Raw genomic sequence first — 3,589 nt, forward strand, 5'->3', positions numbered from 1 at the left:
CGTGTTATGCCGGCGACCTGCCCGATACCTTGCTCAGCCAGATCCTGGCCAGCGCCAAAGGGCGCTACGGCAGCACGCGCGACTATGTAGAGCAGACCTTGAATGCCCTGCGCAGCCACCAGATGCCCGATCGCAACCTGGAGGCACGCTTCAGGCGCTGCCATAACCTGCGCGAGGTTTGATCAGCCTGTCCCGGCCTTTTCGCGGGTGAACCCGCTCCCACAGGTACTGCACAGCCCTTGTGGGAGCGGGTTCACCCGCGAAGAGGCCGGAGCTGTCGATAAAAAAATCAAATTTACCTGGCCAGTACCACCAACTTGCCCACAGCCCGCCGCTGCCCCAGCTGTTCGATTGCAGCCCCGGCCTCGGCCAGCGGATAAGTCTGCGAAACCAGCGGCTTCAGCTTGCCCTCGGCATGCCAGGCAAACAGTTGCCGGAAGTTGGCCGCGTTATCCTCCGGCTGGCGCTGGGCAAACGCCCCCCAGAACACCCCCACCACCGCCGCGCCCTTGAGCAGCACCAGGTTAGCCGCCAGTTGGGGAATGCTGCCGCTGGCAAAGCCCACCACCAGTAGCCGGCCATTCCAGGCCAGCCCGCGCACTGCCTGCTCGAACAGCTCGCCACCGACCGGGTCGTAGATCACATCGACGCCCTGGCCTCCAGTCAGGCGCTTGAGCTCTTCGCGCAGGCTGGCCTGGCTGTAGTCGATCAGCTCATCCGCCCCGGCTGCCTTGGCCACAGCCAGCTTCTCGGCACTGCTGGCCGCTGCGATCACCCGCGCGCCCATGGCCTTGCCGATTTCCACCGCCGCCAAACCGACGCCACCGGATGCGCCCATTACCAGCAGGGTTTCGCCAGCCTGCAACCGAGCGCGCTGGCGCAAGGCATGCATCGAGGTGCCATAGGTCATGCCGAACGCCGCAGCGGTGGTGAAATCCATGCTCTCCGGGATCGGCAGCACATTGTAGAACGGTACCGCCACCTGCTCGGCGAACGCGCCCCAGCCGGTAAGCGCCATCACCCGGTCACCTACCTTGAACGCGCCCGCTTTTTCCCCGACCGCAGCCACCACGCCTGCCGCTTCGCCGCCGGGGGAGAATGGCAACTGGGGTTGGAACTGATACTTCCCTTCGATGATCAGGGTGTCCGGGAAGTTGACCCCGGCCGCCTGCACGTCCAGCAGGATCTCGTTTTTCTTCGGCACCGGGCTGGCCACCTCCTCCAGCGTCAGGTCGCGCGCCGGGCCCAGGGTTTTGCACAACACAGCTTTCATCGGGGCTATTCCTTTGCGGGTAATGGCCGATAAGTGTAGGAGGGCCACCTGCCGGGTCAACGAGCATGCCCCGCCCTGATGGGCCGGCATAAGCCCGGGCTTGGGTTTGAGCGAAGTGCTGGGTAAGCTGGCGCCAATTGTATTGAGGAGCGAATTCGTGAAAGCGTGGATCTTGATGGTGCTGGCGCTGTTGCTGCCGGCTGCGGCCATGGCCGAGGAAGCCAAGGAAGGGGCGCCCAAGGTCGCCTACATCACCCTGAGCCCGCCCTTTGTCGGCAACTATGCCCTCGACGGCGGCCCACGGCTGCGCGTGTACAAGGCCGACGTCGCCTTGCGCGTGACCGGTGACGAAGCGGCCAAGGCGGTGAAATTTCACGAACCCCTGATCCGCAACCAGTTGGTAGCCTTGTTCACCCAGCAGACCGTGGACAGCATGAGCAACGTCGAGGCCAAGGAGCACCTGCGCCAGGAGGCCCTGAAGCAGGTGCAGCAGGTGCTGGAAGCAGAAGAGGGCAAGCCGATCGTTGAAGACCTGTTGTTCAACAACCTGATTGTGCAGTGAACCGTGAATATCCAGCAACAGTGCCGTCTGTTGTCAGTGATACGCATGGTGGTCGATAATCAGCGCGTTCCCGAAAGGGGCTTGCAAGACTCTGCGGATCCTGGTCCAACCAGCAATCACAGAGCCGGGCAGGTGTATGGCGGTGACAAGCCGAGCTGTCTGTGAGTAGGGCGCCGAAAGGCGCCCTTTGTCTTTGTGCCACCAGATATACCCGTTTCAACGTAGCCGGCGTCGAGTCTTCAGGAAGCCAAGCTACGCCGAAACCGGGCCAGCGCCACGCTGAAGAACACCAGGCCGATCAAGGCCAGTGCCAGAATATCCGGCCACACCACCGCCCAGCCGGCGTCGCGGAACAGGATCGCGGCGCCCAGGCTCACGAAGTGCGTCGACGGCGACCCCTGCATCACCCACTGTAGCCACTGCGGCATGCTGTCCAGCGGCGTGCTGCCGCCGGACAGCAACAGCATCGGGATGATCACCGGGATCGCCAGCAGGCCGAACTGTGGCGTTGAACGCGCCAGGGTGGCGAGGAAGATACCCAGCGCGGTACCGGCGAACAGGTACAGCGCAGTCACGGCCAGGAACAGCCCCATCGAGCCGGACAGCGGTACGCCCAGCGCCCCCTTCACCACCACCATCAGCGAAATCCAGGTGCAGATCACCACCACCAGTGCGTTGCTGCCGATCTTCGCCAGCATGATCTCCAGCGCGGTCAGCGGCAGCACCAGCAGGTGATCGAGGGTGCCGTGCTCACGCTCACGCAGCAGCGCGGTGCCGGTGAGGATGATCGCCAGGATGGTGATGTTGTTGACGATCTGGATCACTGCCAGGAACCAGCCGCCCTCCAGGTTGGGGTTGAACAGGGCCTTGGCGTTGATCAGCACCGGGCTCTGGGTGTTGGTCCGTTGGCTGTAGTCGAGCAGTTCGCGTTCGAAGATCCGGCCGATATAGCCCGCGCCCATGAATGCCTGGCTCATGGCGGTGGCATCGACGTTGATCTGCAGCTCTGGCGAGTGCCCCGCCAGCAGGTCGCTCTGGAAGTTGACCGGTATGTTGATGACGAAGGTGTACTGGCCGCTGTCCATGGCCTGGTCCAGGTGCCCGGCAGGCAGTGGCACGGCGGTTTGGAACTCCGGCGGCTGCAGGGCTTCGGCGAGCTTGCGCGAAAGCTGGCTGTGGTCTTCGTCCACCACGGCGACGCTGGCGTTGTGCACGCCGATCACCGAGCCGGCTGCGGGCATGTAGATGGCCACGCTGAAGGCGTACAGCAGAAACAGCAGCAGTACGCTGTCATGGCGCAGGCTGGTCAGTTCTTTCAGGCCCAGGCGCAGGGTGTGGTTCAGGCGCGACATGTCAGGCCTCCTGCTTCTTCAGCATGGCCAGGCTCAGGCCGATAAACACGGCAAAGAAGCTGAGCAGGATCAGGCACTGCGGCCACAGCTCGCGCAGGCCCAGCGCCTTGGTGAAGGTGCCGACCGCGATGTCGAGGAAATACCCCGCCGGGAACAACTGGCCCATTACTGCCGCCGCGCCGTCCAGCGACGAGCGCGGCACGATCAGGCCGGAAAACTGGATGGTCGGCAGGCTGGTGATGATCATGGTGCCCAGAATGGCCGCGATCTGCGTGCGGGTGAAGGCCGAGATCAGCAGGCCCAGGCTGGTGGTTGCCAGCAGGTAGGCCACGCCGCCACAGGCCAGGGCCAGCATGCTGCCCTTGAGCGGTACGGCGAACAGCCATCGGTTCATTGCAACCA

Annotated in this window: 4 protein-coding genes and 1 pseudogene; 2 read left to right on the top strand and 3 right to left on the bottom strand. The window is 63.9% G+C overall.

The genetic code is table 11. The features are described from left to right. A pseudogene (locus HP546_RS27755) lies at positions 1 to 182 on the top strand (gamma-glutamylcyclotransferase); the annotation flags it as partial. Positions 183 to 295: 113 nt separating this feature from the next. Here HP546_RS27755 and HP546_RS27760 read toward each other — a convergent pair. Next, positions 296 to 1,273 (bottom strand): NADPH:quinone oxidoreductase family protein, encoded by a 978-nt coding sequence (locus HP546_RS27760; RefSeq protein ID WP_172232277.1) that lies wholly within the window; start codon positions 1,271 to 1,273, stop codon positions 296 to 298. Between the two features lie 157 nt (positions 1,274 to 1,430). On the opposite strand from HP546_RS27760, the gene HP546_RS27765 reads away from it, so the two are divergent. Next, positions 1,431 to 1,835, top strand: a complete 405-nt coding sequence (locus HP546_RS27765; protein WP_172232280.1) for a flagellar basal body-associated protein FliL — start codon at positions 1,431 to 1,433, stop codon at positions 1,833 to 1,835. Between the two features lie 239 nt (positions 1,836 to 2,074). On the opposite strand, the gene HP546_RS27770 is transcribed toward HP546_RS27765, so the two are convergent. Then, positions 2,075 to 3,187, bottom strand: a complete 1,113-nt coding sequence (locus HP546_RS27770; RefSeq protein ID WP_172232282.1) for an ABC transporter permease — start codon at positions 3,185 to 3,187, stop codon at positions 2,075 to 2,077. Position 3,188: 1 nt separating this feature from the next. Next, a partial coding sequence (locus HP546_RS27775) for an ABC transporter permease (RefSeq protein WP_172232285.1) occupies positions 3,189 to 3,589 on the bottom strand: 401 nt, incomplete at its 5' end.

It is taken from the genome of Pseudomonas sp. CM25 (assembly GCF_013179705.1).
Taxonomy (GTDB): domain Bacteria; phylum Pseudomonadota; class Gammaproteobacteria; order Pseudomonadales; family Pseudomonadaceae; genus Aquipseudomonas.

Excerpts from the sequence above, each read along its gene's own strand:
- HP546_RS27770 (WP_172232282.1), bottom strand. The coding sequence starts at position 3,187 with ATGTCGCGCCTGAACCACACCCTGCGCCTGGGCCTGAAAGAACTGACC.
- HP546_RS27760 (WP_172232277.1), bottom strand. The coding sequence starts at position 1,273 with ATGAAAGCTGTGTTGTGCAAAACCCTGGGCCCGGCGCGCGACCTGACG.